This is a genomic window from Puniceicoccus vermicola (assembly GCF_014230055.1).
In the GTDB taxonomy this organism is placed as follows: Bacteria; Verrucomicrobiota; Verrucomicrobiia; order Opitutales; family Puniceicoccaceae; genus Puniceicoccus; species Puniceicoccus vermicola.
This window is the reverse complement of the sequence record NZ_JACHVA010000099.1, coordinates 11,751-33,059: the sequence shown is the minus strand read 5'-3', so window position 1 is coordinate 33,059 and position 21,309 is coordinate 11,751. Positions and strand designations below refer to the sequence as shown.

Sequence of the window (21,309 nt, the reverse complement as noted above, 5' to 3'; positions counted from 1 at the left end):
ACTCGCTCATCACTTCACGGGCCTTTGCCGTGAGATTGCTCCCGAGATTACCCGCAACAGCGGACTCCTGGCGATCCTGCGAACCCGACCCGGGCGCCTCTCGCAAAAACAGATCCGACGCCGTCAGGAACTCTTCGACAAGCACCCAACCCTCGAGCCCCTCTATCTCAAACGATGGCAAATCCACTCCCTTCTCTGCCAGAAGTCCTGCACAGCAAAGAAGTGTCGATCAAATGCCAAAGAGCTCTATCGACATATCGAAGAACTACAACAACAGGGCTTTGCACAACTCAAAACCCTCGCCAAGACCCTCCAACAATGGATCGAGCCCATCGCCACCATGTGGCGATTTACCAAAAACAATGCCATCACCGAAGGCTTCCACAGAAAAATGAAACTCATCCAAAGAAGAGCCTTCGGCTTCAGAAACTTTGAAAATTACCGACTGCGCGTCCTCGCTCAGTGCCAATGAACACACACAATAATCCTAAAGAAAAATAATCACAAATTATGCCCGGTCCCCAAACTTTGGAGTAGACCCTGAATCTCACTGAATGCAAGCCGCTAGGCCGCTTGCATAGCTGGCGGAGAGGGAGGGATTCATACATCATTTCTTTTAGTCACTCACTTTCTGATACTTACGAGTTCATGTTATTTCTGGTTTCAGTTGGTTACAGAATCCTGTCAGAATATCTAGACGCGTGCATATGCACGTTCCAAGTTTCGTTTGAATTTGCTCCTTAGTCGCTTCAGGAAATTAGTTTCCGATCATTGATTTGCTCGCGATTTTCAGACAGTGACTCGCAATAGTTTTTGGAGGCACCGTCCTGATCGGCCCGACGATCAAAAAATTCCGATTTGCCATTGACGTTTGGCCAAAAACATCAGGTCATTAGATGACTCAATTCTCCCCGAATACGATGCTCAAAACCATTCAGCGCAAACCGTCCCTCAGTGGCCAAGTCGCCGAGGCCCTGCGGCACCATGTCAAAGAGGAGCTTGAACCCGGCGCGAAATTGGAGGCGGAGTCAAAATTGGCCAAGCGCTTTGGGGTCAGCGTCATGACAGTTCGGGAAGCGTTTGCGACACTCGCCAGCGAGGGCTTGATCGAACGAATTCATGGAAGTGGCACCTTCGTTCGCGATCCACGCGAATCCCTCCCCGTCGCCCTTGTCATGACCTGGGACCTCTACTCGTCGCGAGCGTCCTATTTCCACATGAGGGTATTCCAAAAGGTCCAAGAGTTGTTGGAAGCCGCGGGAATCCCGGTGGTCACCTTCCATGAGCAGGTGCAACCGCCCCAAAAGGGGGACCGGACCCCGGAAAAGGCCCGGGAGGCGGTGTACAATGATCGTTCACTGAGGGGATTCGTTTTCATTTCGACCAATCCACCTCCAGCTCTTCTCACAGAGGAGAAGCGGAAAGAACGCTACGTCTACGGATTCGGGACCCAGTTCAATCGGCATCTGCAGCTCGATCCGGAAGCGATGCTTCGAATGGCCCTTCGATACTTCAAATCAAATCGGCGCAAGAAAATCGCAGTGATTGCTTGGCGGGAGCTCTTCAAGGAAGGCTCCGGAATGACCCTAGCTGAACGAATTTTCGCCGAAGAGGGCTTTCCTTTCTATCCCGAGTGGTTTCACGACCAAAGAACGCCGGCCTCTGGCGATGCTGGTTGGCAGCAGTTTCGCTCTCTTTGGGGCGCTTTCCCCAGAAAAAAGCCCGACGGGCTTTTACTGATGGACGATATTCTCTACGCGCAAGCGAGCCAGGCAATCCTCAACGAATCCATCGACGTCCCCAACGACCTACTGGTGGTTTCCCAATCCAATCAGGGCTCCGGGATGTTTCTTCCCTTTCCGACCACGCTTCTTGAATTCAAGCCCGATATTTTGGCGGAAGCGGTCGCTGGCGAAGTCATCGCCGAGCACACCGGAACCAATCCGTATCGCCAAAGTCTGGAAGAATCCTCTCGGCTGGAATTGATCGATTTCAAGGTTTCACAATCATGACCCAATCCGCCAATCGCTCTCAGGACGAAATCGCCTCTTCGATCAGCGCCCAGGACTTTTCCGACCTACGGTTTGGTATGTTTATCCACTTCGGACTTTATAGCTTAGTCGGCCGAGGTGAGTGGTCTGCGAACCGCGAACGTTTCTCCGGCGAGGAGCTGAGAAATCTCCGTGATCAGTTCAGCGCCGAGAGCTACGATCCCGACGCCCTCTGCCGCAAGGCACAAGCGGCTGGCATGCGCTACGTCGTTCTCACGACGATGCACCACGAGGGATTCCGCCTCTACCCGACTGAACTGAGTGACCTGCACATCGGAAACTCGCACTGCAAACGCGACCTGGTGGACGAGACGATTGAAGCCGCGCGCCGGTATAATCTTAAAATTGGTCTCTACCACAGCCTGAACAATTGGTACGACCAGCCGGACGCCTCAGACGCTCTTGAGAGCGAAGCAGCCCACGAATCTTTTCTTGATGCGACCTTCGCACGTCTGGAAGAGCTCGTTGGCCGATACCGTCCCATTGACATCCTTTGGTACGACGGATGGTGGCCGTTCGATGCGAATGGCTGGAGGGCCGAATTGATGAACCAGCGACTTCGCGAACTGTGCCCCGGCCTTCTGTTTAACAACCGAAACGGTCTGGACGGTGACTTCGGCACTCCAGAAGGACATATCAGCGCCCCGCAACCGTGGCGCCCTTGGGAGACGTGCATCTCCGCAAACGAAAGTTGGGGCTACCACAAGGGCGACCACTCTTGGAAAAGTTTAGGAGATGTGGTTCAGCTTCTCGCCTCTGTCGCAAAACAGCGGGGAAACCTCCTGCTCAATTTTGGCCTGATGGGAGACGGCGCTCTCCCGCCACAAGCCAGCGACCTCTTTGATCAATTAGCGGCTTGGATGACGCGCAACGGAGCCGCTATCCATGATACCGAGCCTTTTTTCTACGAACTTCGAGAGCGCACATCCGCTCACCGGGACGACTGGTTGCACCATGGTCCTTTCACCTGCTCGGGCAACCGACTCTTTTTGATCACCCGACACTGGCCCGGGTCCTTTCGCCTCGGCGGACTCGAATGCGAAGTCGAGAAAGTTTCCTTGCTCGGTAGCGGAGAGACCTTTCCTTTCCGAAAAGAAGGAGATCTGCTTCAGCTTACCCTGCCCGAATCCTCCCCGGAACCGGACGGTCCCGCGGTTCTGGAGTTTCTTTGCGACCGTCCGCCGTCCATCCGTCTGGGTGGAGGAATGAGAGTCCCGAGGGTCGCACACCCTCCCTACGATCCTTGTCCGTCCGACATACTTCTCTAATTCGTCAAGCAACGTCCCCCTCCCCCATTCGACTGGAATGAACGCAGCCTCAAAATTTGCACCCGCCTTCACCGCCCGATCCCTCGTCGCCAGTATATTCGCGATGCTGGCATCGGCCATTCTGATCAACTACGTGCATGTCGTCCTCGTGGCCAGCTCCCCGGGAGAGCATGCGCTCGTGATACCGGGGCTTTGGGTCTTTCTCGCGATGGTGGGTCTGGGGGCGATCTTTTTCACCCTTTTCAAAGTCCGCATCCTTTCCCGTCCCGAATTGCTTTGCGTCCTTTACGCGATCCTGATCAGCGGCCCGATGATGACTCAGGGATTCTGGCATCGAATCGTCGCCATATCCTCGACGATCCCGCGTACGGGCGACTTCGCCAAGATGGACGCCTACAGCGACAATTTCTGGCCTTCCGGGGCGAACCTTCTTGCCGATAAAGGTCTTCAGCCTTCGGAATCCGTATTTCTCTCGGGCAACTCCCGCTTTGAAACCGTCGACCATTCGGCCGGCGAGCAACAAGAGGTGCTGGTCCTGGAAAACGAAGCCTCCGGAGAGGTGTCCTCGATCCGCTTCACCCTCCCCCTAAAGGAAGAAAAATCGCCGGGGGTCATGCCCGGGACCCCCTACCTATCCAGCGTATTGCTGCGGCCTTCCGAGTTCCAAGGCGATAGTCGCTACTTTGTCCGTATGTATGCGGATGATTCCGACGACTTCCGGGAGATCCTCTATTCCCGGATCATTCGCAAGCCATCCGTCATTCATCCCCAGGGATTTCAGAGGGAAGGCCTCTATGGCTTTGAAGCTCCCCGAAACGCAACCGAGAGTGTCACGCTCGAGATCGGATTGGAAGGCCCCGGTGTCCTCTATGTGGCCGATCCACAGCTACAAAGTGTTCTAGCGATGGAACAGGTCTTTTCCGGACGGACGGAGATATCCGAAAGTGACTACGCCGCTCTTCCCGAGCACCATCGACACGGCCTGGTCGTCCGCCCCGATAATCTTTTCAGCCTGAGCGGACTGCGATATCTGGTCTCTGGTTATATTCCTTGGGACGCTTGGTGGCGGCCAATTCTCGCGTGGGGCGGTTTTCTGGCAATCATTCTCCTGGGCACGTTGAGCATCGCCGTAATCATGCGCCGCAAATGGATCGACAGCGAACGGTTCTCCCTGCCGCTCACCCGGATCCCCACCTTACTCATCGGGAGCGCGGACGAACCCAAGAACCGGTTTCTTTCGGGCATCTGGCGCAACTCCACCATGTGGCTCGGATTTTCCGCTGGCCTGATCTGGTGCCTTCTCAAGATGGCCAGCTTCTACAATTCGGCCGTTCCGGATCCGAGTATCTCTGTCCCCCTGGGCTCCTACTTCGGGCCTGAATGGGGCGAAACGTGGAACATCACCTTCACCGTGATGGCCGTCTTCGTCAGTCTCGCGGTTTTCATCGAATTGAATATTCTCTTCAGCTTTCTGGTAGGATTTTTTCTCTTCCGTCTCCTGTATTGGTACGGATACGTGAGCGGCATGGACGCCAGCCCGGGGTTCCCCTACGCTCAGGAGCAGCAGGTGGGGGCCTACCTCGCCTACGCCCTGCTGATCCTCTGGTTTTCCCGAACTTACTTCCGGGAAGTGCTTAAGGAAGCCGTCTCCTCAAAACCGCCGAAGCGGGACGAGATTTTCTCCTATCGCACAGCACTCATCCTGCTCGTTGCCGTTTTTGCGGCGTCAGCGGTTTGGGCGAACTGGGTGGGGATTTCGATTCTCGGAGTGCTGGCCTTTATGGTCTTTCTTCTAACAATCGGCTTCGTGGCCATGCGAATCCGGGCTGAATGTGGAATTCCTTTCGGCTACTTCACCCCGAACAACGCCGCCCTCTTTATCCTCCTGCTCGGGGGCATTGGAGCCTTTGGACCCGGATTGGTCGTCTTTACGTTTACCGCCAGTTTTTTCATCACGGTTGCCGGTTTTTTTCTTATCCCCGGCGCGCAACTGGAGATCCTCGAGCTGGGCCGACGCTATGGCATTCGCCCCAAACATATTCTCTACACCTGCCTGCTGGGAATACTCGGTGGGATCATAATCGGAGGTTGGTCGTTTCTTTCGACCAGTTACGCCTTCGGCGGCGACTCACTTCGCTTCAATTGGGCCTTTGAGGATAAGCCCTGGTATTTCAGCAATCTCAACCAGGAGCTGGCCCAAGCCGGCACCGCCATGGTGGGCGATGAAGCCCAGCAAAGCGGCATCGCCCCATCGACCTATGGCTATCTCTACGGAGCAATCGGAGCCACCATTCTGACCGTCCTTCGGCAACTATTTGCGGGTTTTTGGTTTCACCCTCTGGGATTTATCCTCGGATCCACCCACTTGATGGGGTCCGGAGCCGGATCCCTTTGGGGGAGTATCTTGGCGGCCTGGTTGCTACGTTTGATCGTTGTTAAGCTCGGAGGCGCTGAAACGGTTCGCACGAAACTGCTCCCCTTTTTCGCCGGAGTCTTTATTGCCTCGGTGCTGGCTCTGCTGCTGAACGCAATCTATGCCGCCTACCTCCGCTCGCAAGGAGTTGAAATCATCTTTTCCGACCTCTTGTAACTCCCATCATGTCTTTGAAAGAACGCATCATCGGTTTCGTCCTCTTCACCGCGATTCTCTTCGGTACGGCTTGGACTGTTCTCTCATTATCCACACCCGAGCCCTTCGACCCGGGATTCCCCTTTGACAGCGACTATCGAAGCGACGCGGTTCGAGAAGCCCTCGCACCGGGTTCGGTGGAAGCCTTGCACGACGAGATAGAGGCTTTGGGCTCGCGAATGCTCGGCCGCCCGGGCCACGCAGACGCGGCGGAGTTTATCGCCGACTTCCTCGCCGGGAACGGCCTTGAAGTCTACCGCTTGCCGGGCACTGCAGCCGCTCCCATAACGGAAGATCGCTCTATTCGTCTTGAGGACGGGACGGTCATGCCGAACGTCGAAGTCTTTCCGTTTCCGTCCAACTCCTTTCAACCGGTCGTAAGCCCCGAAGAAGGACTAACGGGCCGACTCCTGGTCCTGGATGAGACTACACTCCTCAAGTATTCGGACTTCAGCGACGTGATCGGAGTCGTGCGGCTCGACCAGATCCCGAAAACCCAAGACCTCGAATGGTCGCGCTATGCTCAAATGGGAATGAAAGGGCTGGTTCTCGTGCATCCAGAAGGAATGGAAGCGATTCCCTGGCAAACTGTCTTGGCCCAATCCGGGATGCAGAGCATTCTCCCGGTCAATTTCCCCCGACTCGCGGCAACCGAAGAGTTGCTCGACTACGCGGGGAAGCGAGTCCGCCTTGAGGTAAAAGCGACGTTCCAGTCGGTAGATCACGAGACTGTGGTGGGCGTACTCCGGGCAGATAACCCCACCCGCGAGGCATTGGTTTTCAGTGTTCCCTACGACGAATACGGACTCCTCCCCGACTACGCCCGGAATCCTCTACAAAGCTACCCCCTCGCCACCCAGCTGGCTTTGGCGAAAGGGTTGGCGGCCCATCGGGATGAACTTCAGCGTGACGTCATCTTTGTCACCACCGGTGCTCAATATATCGGTTTCGCCGGACTCGACCAGTTCCTCCGCATGATCGGACCGGAGGGAGCTGCCGAAGCAACCGCGACAAAGATCCGTTCGCACATCGAGGAAGAGAAATCCGACCTCGCTCTCGTCACCACGCTCGCCGACGCCGTTGCGACGGAGGGCTTCCTGCAGTCCAAGGAAACTACGGCCCAGATCGAATCGAGTTTCACCCCGAACGAGCGAAATTTCTTCTTCGACCAGCTGCGCTACGTTCTCAACACCCTGGTATTCGAGGACTCCGAAAAGGTTCTTCAAAGCCGCATCGATTTCGAGCGCGGCGATGTTTTCGAGCTGGATCGCCCCGAATACAAAGCCTTCCTCGAAGCTCAGTTCCGCTACGAAGACTTGGCGACCGCCGCCAGTCTGCCCTTGTCGCGGCTCATGGATCGGACGGCAGTCGGCTATGACGATTCAACCCGTTTCGTAGACGTTTATGACCTTCAAGGGGCGCTTCAAAGCCGATTTGATACGCTCGTCGCCTATCATTCCGAGAAGGTTCGTGAGTGGACCGCCGGTCTGGAACTGAATCGGCTCTTTGCGGACTACGAAGAGCTGTACGTTTTCAGCCCTGGTTTCCTCCCTAAAACTCTGGAAACGGCCGGACCGAGCGAACTGAGCTTTGTCCTCGGAGGTCCGACTGATCTTTTCACACGAAGCACCAGTATCATCGCCAACAACGTGGCTTCGGTCGTTGAGCAAGTTCTCCAGGAAACGGATCTCGATCATTCGGTCCGGCTGAAGTCGCCCGCCAACAGCTCGGCGGGGGCTATCTATCGGACGGTTTCCGGCTTTCCGGTGCCGACCTCGAACTGGAACACCATGGGCTACCGGGCCTTCACCTTCGTCAATACCGACCGTCTGGACTCCTACCGCAAAATCCGCGAACCATGGCAAGAGTCCACGATGACTGCGAATACGATGGCGGATAGCCTGGACTTCATTGCCGAGTTTGCCTTGGCGCTCGGGAAGGGTTTCGGCTCAATCAAGATGCCTCCCGCCACTCAACCGAGCCAATACTCGGGAACCGTCTATGTCGCCGACGTAGGTCGCTCGCTGGTTCCGAACTTTCCGCTGGCCGGAGCGCTCGTCGCACCAAAGCCCGCAAGTCTCGCCATCGAGCGCAGCCCCATCCGCTATGAAGGCATGATGCACTTCACCGATCCCTACGGACGGTACGATCTGCCAGACGCCTCTTCTCCGTTCCGCCTTGGGCGCGAATACAATCTCCAGTCGATTTACTACGACGACAACGGATACATAAGCTACATCAAAGACGAGAGTTCCTCCACCCAAAGCCTCTACACCTCTATTTTTCCCAATCCGCTTAAGGACGACTTCCGCGACGTAAATCTTGTCGTATTCCGGGCCACACCGGTAGCCATACTCGACATGATCAACCCGCAGACGCTGCGGCCCTTCTCATCGATTCGAATGATCGAAGCAGGCAGCCTGACCAATTTCGATCAGCTCAACGAGGTCGTGACCCAGGATAGTGTCGTCAACTTTCTTCCGCCCGACTCCTATTTCTACACGACGTTTCGCTCGGGAACCGCCGACAACGAGTTGGTCCAGGCCGTCCGTTCTTACATGAGCGGGTCCCCGGAGAAAAATCCGACAACCGACTTGGCTATCGAGGGCGAAGGATACCTCGCTCTGGACCATTCGATCCTGCAGAATATCCCTTTCGAGCAAGCACAGTCCATGAACCGGCTCAATGAGACCCGCATGGAACTCCAGGAAGCGAAGGGACTGGCCGACCGTCACACTCTCGAATTTCACGAACAAAGCGGAGCGCTCCTGAACGAGGCGGCCGGAGACGGGGAGGATCTTGGATTCTTCGAGCGCATGCTGGTCGCCCGCGACTCGCTGACCTACTCGATCATCGTCCATCCCATTCTCCGCGAGAACATCAACGGAGCGGTCGTCAGCATCCTCTGGTACATGGCTCTGTTGATCCCCTTTACCTTCTTCTTCGAGAAACTCGTCTGCGGCTTCTCCGACATCCGAAAACAGATCGGGGCTCAGGTGGTCATCTTCCTCACCGTCTTCGCCCTGCTCCGTCTGCTCCATCCGGCGTTCGAGATGATTCGTTCGTCGATCATGATCCTTCTCGGGTTCTTCATCCTCTTGATCACCGTCGCCATCACTCTGTTGTTTGCGGGAAAATTCCGCGAGAACCTGGAAGAGATCAAGCAGAAGCGAGGACGGGTAGCAGGTGCCGAAGCCAATTCCATGGGGGTGATCGGCACGGCGTTCATGCTCGGCTTGAATAATATGCATCGGCGCAAGGTCCGGACGGGTCTCACTTGCCTCACACTGGTGCTCATCACCTTTGCGATGATCTGCTTCACCTCGATTTACAGCGACTTCGAAGACACGGAAATCGCGGTCGGTCCGGCCAACTATCAGGGATTGCTGGTAAAAAATGAGAAATTCGCCCCGATCAGCGCCACGGAGCGATTCGCCATCGAGTCCCGATACGGAAGCGCTTTTCCCGTCGCTCCCCGTTCGCTCTATGTCGGCACGACCAACAGCAACAACGAGCGACTCAATCCCCAGCTCGAAATTCTTCACGAAGGGGACGACGACCGAGTCAGCACTCTTTCGTTCGGCTCGATCATCCGTCTTGCCCACAACGAACCACTCCAGGAAAATTTCCCTTTGATCACGGAGCCATATTGGTTTCCCACCCCGGACGAAACCAGTCCGGAAGAAGATATCCCCGTCATCATTCCCTCCTCGATGGCGGAGCGCCTGGGGATCACGGTCGAAGCGGTCAATTCCGGCGGGGTTCCCGTCTCCATCAATGGCGGTAACTTTATCGTCCGTGGGATTTTCGACGAGAACCAATACCTTTCGCTCAAGGATCTTGACGGACGTCCCATCCTGCCATTTGACATTCGCGGTCTCCGCGAGCTCGAGAAGGTCCCCGGAGCCTTCGCGAGTGTTCTGGGCGACGAGGATGGCGTTCTGATGGCCCCCTCCGAAATTCTCATCGCCCCCCAGGCCGATCTCGGTATCAACGTGGCCGATGCCGATAACCGACTGGTTTCGTTGGCCCTCGATTTCGACTCTCTCAGCCTGCGCCAGGCGAAAGAGGAGGTCGTCCGATTCCTCGAACAACGCGCCCGCCCTGCTTTCTACGGAATCGACGGAACGGCTTACCGTGGCAGCCGCATGCGCGTCTCCGACTTCGCCGGATTGATCGACTTGATCATTCCCCTGATCATTGCGGCGCTGACCGTGCTCAACACGATGAAGGGATCGGTCTACGAAAGGCGTGACGAAATCTACGTCTACAACGCCGTCGGCATTGCTCCGCGATTCATTTTCTTCATGTTTTTCGCCGAAGCCTTCGTCTACGCCGTAGTCGGCTGCGTGATCGGCTACCTGCTCAGTCAAGGCACAGGGACGGTTCTCACCGCGCTCGACCTGACGGGTGATCTCAACATGACCTTCGCTTCGGTCAATAGTATCTACGCCTCCCTCGCAGTGGTCGGCGCCGTCTTCCTCTCGACCTACTTCCCCGCTCGCTCCGCCATGGAGATCGCCGCACCCTCCGAGGACTCGGGGTGGGACATGCCGGAGCCCGAAGGCGACAGCTACAGTTTCAACCTCCCCTTTACCTTCGACCGCCGCGAGCGAGTGGCCGTCCTCGCCTTCTTCCACCGCTTTCTAAGAGACCATGGCGAAGGCGGTGCCGGTGGCTTTTCCGCAGGACCGCCACGCTATGAGATCGAGGGATCCTCCAAGGGCGGCCCCGAGACCGTGGTTCCTTCGGTCTGTGCCACCGTCTGGCTGAAACCCTTCGATCTGGGCGTCTCCCAAGAGCTGACCATCCGCACTCCTTTCGACGAAGAGACCGGAGAATTTATGGCGGCTATTCGATTGGTCCGCAGCTCAGGAACCCGCGACTCATGGGAGCGCGTCAACCGACCCTTCATGGTCGGGATCCGCAAACAGTTCCTGCACTGGCGGGCCGTCACCCCCGAAATGAAATCCGAACTTTACGAAGAGGTTCGCCTCCAACTCGAAGAACAATCCAAGTCCGAGATCCCCACCCATGCGTAAAATCGACAAAGAACTGGACCAGTATCGCAACCTACTCGACTCACCCACCGAGTTTCGGGACGGCTTCGGTTGGTCCACCGTTGTAGGGATCTTCTTCTGCGGTCTCGTCATGATGCCGGGCTCGATCTATCTGGGCCTCATGACCGGAGGGGACATGACCTCGGCCGCAACCTGGGTCACCGTCATCCTCTTCAGTCAGGTGGCCCGGCGGGCGATGAAACCTTTATCCAAGCAGAATCTCGTCACTCTGCTCTACGCTACCCGTTTCATGATGACCGGGTACCTCCTCATGCCGGGGGGGCCGATCGGTCCACTTATCTTTCGCGCCTTTCTCGTCAACAGCGACGCCGTTCGCGAGCAAGGCATGGGCAACGCTTTCCCTAGCTGGTGGGTTCCCTCTCCGGACAGTCCGGCTCTCATCGAACGGAACCTCCTGCACAGCGACTGGATGATCCCGATCGGTTTGGTCGCCTTCATCATGATCATCTCGGTGGTCAAGAAATACACGATCGGCTATTTCTTCTATCGCCTGACCTCCGACATCGAAAAACTCCCCTTCCCGCTCGCGCCCATTCAGGCTCAAGGGGCCATGGCCATGGCCGAAGAAGATAGCGGCAAAAAGAAAAAGTCCTTTCTCAAACGGTTCGGAAAAGCGAAATCCGCGATTACCGGGGACGACAACGAAAGCGAAGATTCCGACGAGAACTCGGGCAAAACTTTCTCAAAGTGGAGACTGTTTTCTCTGGGAGCCATCCTCGGTATCGCCTTTGGCGTGATCCTGGTTGGCGTTCCCGCCATCACCGGCCTGATCCTCGAAGAACCCGTTTTCCTCATTCCCCAGCCGTTTGTCGATCTCACCAACGTGACGGAAGGGTTTCTTCCCGCCGCGCCCATCGGGGCTACTCTTGATCTGGGCATCCTGCTTATCGGATTCGTCATCCCGTTCTGGGCCGTTATCGGAACGGCGATTGCGATCTTCGTCACCTTTCTGATCAATCCGCTTCTCTACCACTTCGGAGTTTTGACGACCTGGCAGCCGGGAATGGATACGGTCAACACCCAGTTCTCCAATCATGTGGATTTCTGGTTGAGTTTCAGCATCGGCACCGCTCTCGGCATCGCCGTGGTTTCCATCTACTCCGTCATCCGGGCTTTCGTGACGACCGCCCGCGAGCGCAAGAAGCAGAAAGACGGTGCTCCCGAAGATCTTTGGGCCACCCCGGAAGGACGTGGCGACTACCCTCTCTGGATGGCGGCCGTCGGCTATGTCCTGGCCGCTACCGCCATGATCTACGTGGCCCACCTGCTGATTCCCCAGCTGCCCCTGATCTTCCTCATCCTTTTCAGTTTCGTCTACGTACCTCTTATGTCGTACGTCAACGCCCGCCTCTCCGGGATCTCCGGTCAGGATGTGGAGATTCCCTTCATCCGCGAGGGGTCCTTCATCCTCTCGGGAGCCAAAGGGATCGACATCTGGCTTGCGCCGGTCCCCACCGAAAACTACGGAGGGATCGCCCAGGCACTCCGGGTCAACGAACTCACCGGAGTCAGCATGTGGTCCCTGGTCAAGGCCGAAGCCGTAGCCATTCCCGTTCTCTTCGGATGTTCCATTCTCTTCTGGGCGTTTATCTGGAAAACCAATGAGGTCCCGTCGTCCTTCTTTCCGACCGCAGAGATTCGCTGGGAACTCCTCAGTAAGGAACACACCCTACTCTATTCCTCGACTTTCGTACCGGAGGGGCAGAATCCCGAGGATGTCGATATTCGCGACAGCCAGTTCATGAAGGCGATCAAACCGGAGATCATCGGGGGAAGCGCGATCGGCACCGTGGTGGTCTTCGCCCTCCTGTCGGTCTTCGGCCTTCCGGTTCTTCTCATCTATGGCTTCATTCGAGGGATCGGCCAGCTCCCGCACTATCTCGTGCTCGAACTTGTCGGGGCAATCATAGGACGCTACTACTTTCAGAAGAAATTCGGAGCCAACAATTTCCTCCGAATGGCTCCCACCATCGTAGCTGGTTACTTCACCGGTGTCGGCCTCATCGGTATGGGAGCCATCGCCATGAACCTTATCAAACAGGCGGTCACCGGAGCGCCCTTCTAATCATGTCCCGGCAACCTACACAGATCATCCAGTCCCAGGTCAAACTTCCGTTCTCGGTCGCCCTTGAAGTTGTCCTTCAAGGAATCCGTATCCGAATGGGCCGCTCCGTCGTCACTATGATGGGCGTGGTCCTCGGCGTCGCCTTCCTCATGTCCGTCTTCTGCTCGAACATGATTCGCAAGGGGATGTCCGAAGAGCGCGAGATCCGGAGCGAGGTGCAACGAATGATCAGCTTTCTCGAGGCGGACACGGGTTCGGTCGAAGGCAGGGTTCTCGGCGTTATTGCCACCGGCAAATTGACCGTTATTGAGGAGAGATTGCTCCAGGAGATCGACAATCGGGAAGTCGCTGAGATTCGATATTACCAAGCCGAACCGGGTCAACCGATTCCTAGACTGGATTCGCTCTTGGCCCTTCAATCTACCCAAGGAATCGGCGCAGGCGCTTCCGGAGTTCTTCTGATCGGCGACGGACCTGCACCTTCCGTCAACTGGTCCGCTGCTTTCTCCGAAATGCGCAGGCCGATCGTCGCTTCTCCGCGCACCGAACTCTTGAAGACTGTCCCGGACACCGGCACCGCCGTCCGCCTCGAGAGGAAACTCGATCCCGAAGAGCTGAAGCGGATTGAGCGAGAGGAGCGCCAGGCGAAGATCCGCAACATCTGGATCGTCAGTATCGCGCTGCTGGTGACCATTATCGGCATCACAAACTCGCTGTTGATGTCCGTCACCGAACGCTTCAAAGAGATCGGGACCATGAAATGCCTCGGAGCCCTCAGCTCCTTCATCCGCCGTATCTTTTTCATCGAGTCCGCCCTCACCGGATTGGTCGGCAGCCTCATCGGAGGCGTTTTGGGGTTCCTCGTCGCCGCCGTTATTTATGCCTTCACCTTCGGGTTCGGCCTCGTATTCGCCTCAATCGATTACAGCGGTGCCCTTTTTCTCTATCTGATCGCCGTCGCCTGCGGCATCCTGATGTCGATCCTCGCGGCGATCTATCCGGCCTCCTTCGCCTCCCGCATGGTCCCTGCGACCGCCCTGCGCAGCAACATCTGATCCCGAAAATCCCACAATGAAAGCCGAGCTAGTCAGTAACCTCCTCTCCCGACCGGATGAAGATTCCGAGGATGTGGTCATCCGTGGAATCGACATTCGGAAAACCTACACAATGGGTAAAGTGCAAACCCACGCCCTTCGCGGAGCCACCCTAACGATCCATCGCGGCGAATACCTTTCGATCATGGGACCTTCGGGATCCGGCAAGTCTACGCTCTTCAACATGATCGGCGGTCTTGCCAAGCCCACCTCCGGCAAGGTCTTCATTGATCGGGTCGATATCGCCCAACTCGACGCCAATGAACTGGCCTGGCTACGGTGCCGGAAAATCGGCTACATCTTCCAGTCCTACAATCTGATTGGCACCATGACCTGCCTTGAAAACGTGACTCTCCCAATGTCTTTCGCGGGGATGGACGGGGACGACGCTCAAGACAAAGCTGTCGAGATCCTCGAACTTGTCGGGCTCGGACAACGCCTGTTGCACAAGCCTACCGAACTCTCCGGCGGGCAGCAACAACGGGTAGCCATTGCCCGGGCGCTCGCCAATAGCCCCGAGATCGTGCTCGCCGACGAACCCACCGCCAACCTCGATCAGAAAACCGGTGAGGAAATGATCGAGCTCCTCACCCGATTGCAGGACGAATTAGGGGTGACGATCATCTCGGCCACTCACGACCTCAAGATGCTCAAACGATCCAACCGTATTATGTGGATCAAGGATGGCCAGATCGTCAAGGTCGCCCACCCGTCCGAGATCGATTTCACCAGTGCCGAATTCCACTAATCCCAGCCCCTCATGATCCTCTCCCGCCACCAGAAGAAGAAACAGATCCCGCCTGCGCCCGAAGACCGGGCCCACCCGCTCGAAGCCGTTCCCATTCGCCACGAGTCCGTCGAGGAGCGCATTTCCTCCACCGGGGATCTTCACCTCCACGCCGTCGTCCCTCCGACCACATTCGTCGAACGGGCAATGGCCAAAGTTACGAAAACCGGAAAATCGATCCAGGTGGCCCTCGACGAAAGGGGCGCCTTTTTCTGGAGACAAATCGATGGGAGGAATGACCTCTTCGCCATCCGTCGAGCGCTTCGCAACAAATATAATCTCAGTGCCTCCGATAGCGAAGATGCGACGGTCCGATTTACCAAGATGCTTATGCGCCGCAACCTGATCCAACTCAAAGTTCATCCCAAACGAAACCAAGCATCATGAGCGACGTATTAATAAGCACCGAGAACGTCAAAAAGCTCTACAAGCTTATCGGCGAAGAAGTGTGGGCGCTCAAAGGGGTGACTCTCGACATCTATAAGGGAGAGTTTCTCTCCATCATGGGACCCTCCGGTTCCGGAAAGTCCACCTACTTCAACCAGATCGGCGCCCTGGATCGACCCACCGAGGGTAAGGTCATCTTCGACGGCCAATCGGTATTCGACCTCACCGAGCCTGAGCAAGCTTGGTTTCGCTGTAACAAGATCGGCTATATCTTTCAGACCTTCAATTTGATCGGCGTCATGAGCGCCCTTCAAAACGTCACCCTTCCGATGGTCTTTCAGGGCGAAGACAAAAAATCAGCCGCTCGCCGGGGCACCGAGATCCTCGAGCGTGTCGGTCTCGGCCACCGAATCCACCACAAACCGTTCGAACTCTCCGGCGGCCAACAACAACGCGTCGCCATCGCTCGGGCTTTGGCGAACAAACCTGCCGTCATTCTTGCAGATGAGCCCACCGGGAACCTGGACACTCGCACTGGCGAGGAAATCATCGAGATCCTCAAGGACCTCAACCGCACCCAGGGCGTCACCGTCATCTGCTCCACCCACGACCCCAAGATGCTCGCCGCCTCCGCCCGCGTCTGCTGGATCGAAGACGGAAGAATCAAAAAGGTCACCTCTCCCGACGAGGTCGATCTGCACGAGTGACGAATTGGAAACCCTACCTTCTGCGGGGCTATAATCCCACAAACCCAGCCGGGCGAGCCGCTCCCCCAGCTTTTATACTTTACAAATTAATACTTTTGTTCCTTCACGATGTTCAGTGATCCTGAAGGAAACTATTACTGCGGTCTTGCGCTCGGCACTGTATCCGCGCCCGCCACGCGTCGAGGTCGAGCGGTCCCTTCGGTCGGAACTGCCTGAAGACACACCCGAAGCAGTTATCCTGCAACTTTAAGGACACCCAAGTTTTAGAGGACCAGACAGAAAAAAAAACGCCCTTCTTACGCAACGACTCGTGTTAGGCCCCTGATCTGACTTGAAACCCGGAACTCGCTTTCTCAAATGGCAGCAGGGAATGGCCTTGCACGATTTGTTCTTCCTTTCCCGCATAAATCACCGCACCGGGCTGGATCGAATCACTCCATCCCGCTGCTTTATCAAAATTTTTGAAAGATTCTTCCCGGTAGCTCCGTGCCGCTTTAATCTCGAAAGGGAACAATTGGCGTTGACGTGAAAGCACAAGGTCAATCTCAACCCCCCTGATCGCGGATGTGGTAGAGATCCGGATCGACCCCCTGATTCCATCGCGATTTAAGCGCCTCCATCACCACCAGATTTTCAAACAGGTTTCCCAGCAGTGGATCCCGACTCATTTGCTGCGGCGTCCGTATCTCCAAAAGGTATGCCGCCAACCCAGGTTCCGTGAAATTGTTGTAGTAAGGAGGCAAGAGAAAGACGACAAACGATGCCTCCAGCACGGACAACCACTCGCGAAGCGTCGGTGAACTGACGCCAATCTCACCTGCCAGCGCATGCAGATTCAGCAGCTGCCCCACACGCCCGGCCAACAGCTTCATGAACAACTCGAAGGCTTGCAAGTTCCGCAATTCGATCAACTGGCGCACATCGCGTTCGACATAGGTCTCGTAAAAACTGCGGTAGAGATCGTTGGCAGGCAGCGCATCGCGATCCTGCGTGACGCCCCAGGCCGAAAGTTCGGCTATGGACAAGGGGAGCAACTTCAGGATTGAAGTGCGGCCCGCAAGCGACTGACCGATGCTTTCACGTATGCGGGGCCGGTGCGACCCTGTCAGTATGAAAGCTCCTTTTTCGGCGGGACGCTCGTCGATCCGCACCTGCAGGAGACTGAGCAGCGAAGGCACCCGATGCACTTCATCCAGAATCAGCGGAGGACGGTGTCGATGCAAAAACTCCTTGGGGTCCCGAGTCGCCAAAGCACGTAGTTCCGGGTCTTCGAGGTTGCAGTAGCCGTGGTCGGGAAATAGCGAACGCACCAGCGTTGTTTTACCCGATTGACGCGGCCCGAGCACCGTAACCACAGGATAGCGCTTTGCGTTGACCAACAGTGGATTCCGTAAATCTCGATCAATAAAAACTATTGAAAAGACACCGATTAGACAATTTTAAAGTTCAACTTTAAAAAAATAAAATGCTCGCCTGCATCCGAGTATTATCTTGTCCCAAAAAAATACTATCCTATCGATAACGGTCTGGCCCGCATCAACAACCCTCAACCCACTCCGCAGAGCGTAAGGTCGCAGGAGGGAGTAAATGCGTGATCGGCGAGGTATCCTCGACGAAGCGGATCCATATTCACATCCACCAAACTTCCCGGCGTATCACTGGTTGGGAGCTATTCTCCCGCATATTGTAAGCCTTACATTTTGCAACCAATCCCAAGAACCCAATTCCCACCAACTCTCAAAACTCTCATCTTAATTTTTATAAGATCATATCTTTCTTTATCTTATGAGTTTCAATTTCTCATGACACATCTGTAAGAGAAAAATTTTTGCCTTGCATAGTAATGATTACTATACAAAAAAACTTAGTCATCAGAACCAATGATAGACCACCGACAGGCCGTTCACTTCAACTTCGACGACTTCTGCAGACAAGCGCTTCAACAACTTTAGAAAAGAGGCGTCCAGATCGTCGCGAACTTATCCGGCCCACTGGAGTCCACTTCTTGACGCTTCAGAGCGAAAAGAGATTTCATGCCTATACACTTTAAAAAAACGAATCAGATTCTAAACTCCGGCTGGCTCCTGCGCTGTGAGGATGCCGATGCCCCGCACAACGCTCATGAGTGGGTGGATGTGGACCTGCCCCTTCATGTACAGACCTCGGCCCACGGCCTTCCGCTAAACCAGCTCTATCAGGGGCTCGATACCGAGAAGGTTGCGTGGATGGCCGACAAGACCTGGGTGTACCGTCGCGAGATTGATGTGCCGCATGTCAACGCCGACAGAGAGATCGTATTGTGCTTCAAGGGCATCGACTACAGTTTCCGCATCGATGTCGACGGGGAGGAGCGGATCCGTAAGGACGGCATGTTCTCCCACACCGAAGTCCCGTTGACGCCCGGGCTCCACACCGTGGAGGTTCGGATATTCCCACCGACTTTTGTTGTCGAGCGTATGGCGGGACACAACGCGGGGGAACTCCCCTTGAATCACGGCCTGAAGGCCCGCTTTAGCAAGGGCTGGGACTGGGCCCCGCCTCTGCTCACTGCCGGAATCTGGGACGACGTGGAATTGGTTGAACGCCAACGGCGACATGTTCGGAGTGCCTGGGTTCAGACCCGTCTCAGCAACCGCAACCGGGCTGATTGCATGGTGTACGTGCATCTCAGCGAACCGGTCGCGGCCGCCACGATCACGGTTCAGCTTGACGGCCACAAGCACAGATTCAGCGTGGTCGGTGACCGTGATTTCGTCCTCCCCGTAACCTTAACGAACCCGACGTTGTGGTGGCCGAACGGTCTTGGCCGTCCGGACCTAGTGGAGCTGGCCATTTCTGTGGCCGTGGAAGGTGAAACCCTGGATGAATACGCCGTCCTCACAGGTTTGCGAGAAGTTCGCAAAGAACCCGCACAGGGTCAGAGACCCAACGACACCCCGCACCAACTGATGATCAATGGTCGCCGGGTATTTTTGCGCGGTGCAAACTGGGTGCCGGGTGACTGCTGTTTTGCTGCAATGACCCGCGAGCGTTACGAATCACAGCTCACCCCCTACGCCCGGTCGCATTTTAATATCATCCGCGTATGGGGAGGAGGGTTGATTGAAAAGGCCTCTTTTTACGAAACCTGTGACCGGCTCGGTCTGATGGTCATGCAGGAGTTTCCACTGGCCTGTGAAAAGGTTCCGGAGAGAGAGGACTTTCTTCGCCTTGTCAAACAAGAGATGGAAGACTTCGTGCCCCGTCTCAATCCGCACCCCTCTATTGTGATGTGGACGGGGGGAAACGAGCATTTTCATTATTGGGATGCCCTGGAAAGCGGAACCCCGGAGATGAATGCGGCCAAATCCGATTTCTCCATGCGGTTTTGGAACGACCAAGAGATGATCGGTGGTAACGACCCGTACCGCAACCTAGTATTGCTGTTCATCGGCGGGCTGTTTGAGAAGCTTGACGGCACCCGGCCGTTCCAGCCGACCTCCGGCATGGAAGGTGAAGGTGAACCGCACGGCATCTGGAACTTTAATCCCCGGCTCGGCGATCAGCGCATGCGCGACTACGACAACCTATATGACTTCTGGAACGACGCCAAAGAGCACTTCTATTCCGAGGCTTCGGTGGAAGGGATTGCTTCCCGGGAAAGCATCGCGCATGTTTTAGACAGCGTTGCCCCGGACCTGCCCGATCCTGACGATCCGGTCTGGATTCATCATAAAGCATTCGATGCCTGCTGGCCGATTCCCCGTAGTTTGTATCCTGACCGCGACGCCAACCCCAAAGCAGCTCTAGATTCCTCTTTGCCTTCTCCTTTACAAACCAACCACCATCATGCAAATCGAACGCCTTCCCACCAATCCACTTTTCACGCCCGCGGATATCAAGCCGTCCCGCCCGGATGTGGAGATCATGTGTGCCTTTAACCCGGGAGCGACTCTCTACGGTGGAAAGCGTCTGCTCCTGCTGCGGGTGGCCGAAATGGCCACACCAGACAAGGGCTGCGTGGCGACCCCCATTTTTGATCCTGAAACCGGCGAGGTGCATATCCAGCAATTCAGAAAGGATGACCCCGATCTCGAACTGCCCGATCCCCGCTTTTTCAAACACAAGGGCAAGATCTACCTGACCAGCCTCAGTCACCTCCGAATCGCCACCTCGGACGACGGACTCAACTTCACGATTGACGATCAACCCAGCATCTTTCCCGTCGGCCACTACGAAGCCTTCGGCATCGAGGACGCTAGGATTACGGAAATTGAGGGAACCTATTACATCAACTACACCGCCGCCTCCGATTTTGGCGTAGTCACCTCACTGATCACGACGACGGACTTCAAAAACTTTAAGCGGAAAGGCATCATCTTCGGCCCCGACAACAAAGATGTCGCCCTCTTCCCGGAGAAGATCAACGGTCGCTATCAGGCTTTCCACCGTCCGGCGGTGGTACACACGGGAAAGCCCTCGATCTGGACCGCCTCCTCGACCGACATGCTCGACTGGGGGCGTCACGAGTACATCATCGGTCCCCGCTCTGGACACTGGGATTGCGAACGAGTGGGTGCCGGAAGCGCTCCGATCAAAACACCCGAAGGCTGGCTCGCATTCTACCACGCGGCTGATTACGACACGCGCTACTGCCTCGGCATTCTTCTTCTCGACCTCGATAAGCCCTCGAAGGTTCTGGCCCGCTCGGAGAAGCCTTTCTTCATTCCGGAAACCTCCTATGAATGCGAGGGTGGCTTCATGCCCAATGTCGTCTTTCACAACGGAACCATCGTGCCCGGGGACGGCAGTGTGGAACTTTACTACGGCGGCGGCGACCTCGTAACCTGCGGAGCTCGGGTGCAACTTTCCGATCTTCTCAATCATTTGAAAATCTCCGGCGAAAACGAGATCTAAAGGCTCAGGCTCCCCCGAAAGCCACCTGATGGCCTTCACCCGAACGTATCCACCATCCAAACACACCTAAATCAATAGCCCGTATAAAAGCCCTGCCTCCGGCAAGCCATTGACGAAGGTGGTTATAACCATTTACAACCTGACTTTCGCTCGCTGAACCTAAATTAATCCTCATCCAATTTTCGACTTTCCTCCAACCCAAGTTTTATGAAAATCCCATCCCTGATTTTAACTCTCAGTCTTATCCCCCTCTCATTCCTGACGCTGCCCCCTCCCTCCATGGCGAAGAGGATCAAACCGGTAAAGGGAGACACAAACAGCTCTACGCGGTCCCCGTTCCTGAC

Annotated in this window: 13 protein-coding genes; 12 read left to right on the top strand and 1 reads right to left on the bottom strand. The window is 55.9% G+C overall.

All coding sequences use genetic code 11. From position 1 onward, the window contains the following. The 10 genes from H5P30_RS12235 to H5P30_RS12190 form a co-directional block, all read left to right on the top strand. A partial coding sequence (locus H5P30_RS12235) for a transposase (RefSeq protein WP_185691582.1) occupies positions 1-472 on the top strand: 472 nt, incomplete at its 5' end. Between the two features lie 424 nt (positions 473-896). After that, a complete protein-coding gene (locus H5P30_RS12230) occupies positions 897-2,012 on the top strand; it encodes a GntR family transcriptional regulator (RefSeq protein ID WP_185693214.1) in 1,116 nt (371 codons plus the stop codon). Next, positions 2,009-3,319 (top strand): alpha-L-fucosidase, encoded by a 1,311-nt coding sequence (locus H5P30_RS12225; RefSeq protein WP_185693213.1) that lies wholly within the window; start codon positions 2,009-2,011, stop codon positions 3,317-3,319. Before H5P30_RS12230 ends, H5P30_RS12225 begins: the two co-directional genes overlap by 4 nt. Positions 3,320-3,356: 37 nt before the next feature. Further along, complete coding sequence (locus H5P30_RS12220) at positions 3,357-5,909, top strand: DUF6785 family protein (protein ID WP_185693212.1); 2,553 nt, start codon at positions 3,357-3,359, stop codon at positions 5,907-5,909. 8 nt (positions 5,910-5,917) lie between these two features. Then, positions 5,918-10,990 (top strand): ABC transporter permease, encoded by a 5,073-nt coding sequence (locus tag H5P30_RS12215; RefSeq protein WP_185693211.1) that lies wholly within the window; start codon positions 5,918-5,920, stop codon positions 10,988-10,990. Continuing rightward, on the top strand, positions 10,983-13,094 hold the full coding sequence (locus H5P30_RS12210; RefSeq protein WP_185693210.1) for an OPT family oligopeptide transporter: 2,112 nt from the start codon (positions 10,983-10,985) through the stop codon (positions 13,092-13,094). The genes H5P30_RS12215 and H5P30_RS12210 overlap by 8 nt, the downstream gene beginning before the upstream one ends. 2 nt (positions 13,095-13,096) lie before the next feature. Next, entirely contained in the window at positions 13,097-14,149 is a 1,053-nt protein-coding gene (locus H5P30_RS12205) for an FtsX-like permease family protein (RefSeq protein WP_185693209.1), read from the top strand. Between the two features lie 16 nt (positions 14,150-14,165). Further along, positions 14,166-14,936, top strand: coding sequence for an ABC transporter ATP-binding protein (locus H5P30_RS12200; protein ID WP_185693208.1), 771 nt, complete (start codon positions 14,166-14,168; stop codon positions 14,934-14,936). A gap of 12 nt (positions 14,937-14,948) precedes the next feature. Further along, complete coding sequence (locus H5P30_RS12195) at positions 14,949-15,362, top strand: PqqD family protein (RefSeq protein WP_185693207.1); 414 nt, start codon at positions 14,949-14,951, stop codon at positions 15,360-15,362. Next, on the top strand, positions 15,359-16,069 hold the full coding sequence (locus H5P30_RS12190) for an ABC transporter ATP-binding protein (RefSeq protein WP_185693206.1): 711 nt from the start codon (positions 15,359-15,361) through the stop codon (positions 16,067-16,069). The genes H5P30_RS12195 and H5P30_RS12190 overlap by 4 nt, the downstream gene beginning before the upstream one ends. Before the next feature lie 545 nt (positions 16,070-16,614). Here the strand turns inward: H5P30_RS12190 and H5P30_RS12185 are convergent. Beyond that, positions 16,615-17,448 (bottom strand): ATP-binding protein, encoded by an 834-nt coding sequence (locus H5P30_RS12185; RefSeq protein WP_185693205.1) that lies wholly within the window; start codon positions 17,446-17,448, stop codon positions 16,615-16,617. Positions 17,449-18,102: 654 nt separating this feature from the next. Here H5P30_RS12185 and H5P30_RS12180 point away from each other — a divergent pair. Together H5P30_RS12180 and H5P30_RS12175 are read left to right on the top strand one after the other, a co-directional pair. Next, positions 18,103-19,989: a glycoside hydrolase family 2 protein gene (locus H5P30_RS12180; protein WP_185693204.1), complete on the top strand. Its 1,887-nt coding sequence runs from the start codon at positions 18,103-18,105 to the stop codon at positions 19,987-19,989. Then, entirely contained in the window at positions 19,898-20,965 is a 1,068-nt protein-coding gene (locus tag H5P30_RS12175; protein ID WP_185693203.1) for a glycoside hydrolase family 130 protein, read from the top strand. The genes H5P30_RS12180 and H5P30_RS12175 overlap by 92 nt, the downstream gene beginning before the upstream one ends. Positions 20,966-21,309 lie beyond the last annotated feature (344 nt).